Annotated in this window: 1 protein-coding gene and 1 pseudogene; both read right to left on the bottom strand. The window is 23.2% G+C overall.

The window, feature by feature from the left end; genetic code table 11:
* Positions 1-210: pseudogene (locus CAMP5082_RS08230) on the bottom strand (methyltransferase); the annotation flags it as partial.
* A gap of 8 nt (positions 211-218) precedes the next feature.
* Positions 219-686, bottom strand: coding sequence for a hypothetical protein (locus CAMP5082_RS08225; RefSeq protein WP_223207564.1), 468 nt, complete (start codon positions 684-686; stop codon positions 219-221).
* Positions 687-887: the final 201 nt, after the last annotated feature.

Here is an 887-nt window from a genome sequence, read left to right as displayed (position 1 = left end):
TCTTGCATAGGTAGAATTTTGATTATTATGTTTATCACCTAGTCTTTGGGTATCTAAATCTTTTTCTAATTCCTTTCCTTGATTATCAATAATAACACCTGTAAAAACTGGATCTAATAAAGCATAACTAGCATCTGCACAATTAGCATAGTCTAAAAATTTAGTGATTAAGTCTAATTTAGCTTCTTGTGTTTTAATGTTTTTGCTCATTTATATCCTTACTTAAAATTATCAAAATAGCTACAAGTGAATACTTCTTCATATCTAAAATATAATCCAGAGCCCTCATCGCCTCTTAAGAATACACCATCATTTTCATATTTATATCTTATATATGTAGCAAAAGGCTTGGGCATTTTTTTATATTTTTTATCATATACTATGGTTATAATATTGCCATTTCGTTTCTCGGATTTTATCGTATCTTTTATATCATAATAAGTAAATGTTTCATTAAGTTTTTCATAATAAAAATATTCATAACCATCATCCTTAACTCGTTTTTCTATAGAAGGCTTTTTTTTTGTAAAATCGCTATACAATTCCCAATAAGCTTTATTGTAAATTATTACTTTATTATCTATATCTTTACACAAGCTCCTAAACTCATAATACTGCGGATCCATATATTTATAAGAACATCCTCCTACTAAGAATAATAAAAGATATGCAGGTAAAAGAAACAAAGTAAATTTTTTAAATATTGTTTTAAAATTTATAGTTTTTGTTTTATTTTTTAATTTATAAAAAATTTTAAAGATAAAATATAAAATAATAGAAAATATAAAAACAAAAAAGAAAAATATAAGAATAAATATTAAAAGATTAATAAAGAATTCTAGCATTTATTAACTCCTCTTAATTTTCTCTGTTTTTTCATAAGACAA

The sequence above is a fragment of the Campylobacter sp. LMG 17559 genome, assembly GCF_024723605.1.
GTDB lineage: Bacteria > Campylobacterota > Campylobacteria > Campylobacterales > Campylobacteraceae > Campylobacter_D.
The sequence above is the reverse complement of the archived record's forward strand: the minus strand, read 5'-3'. Positions and strand labels throughout refer to the sequence as shown.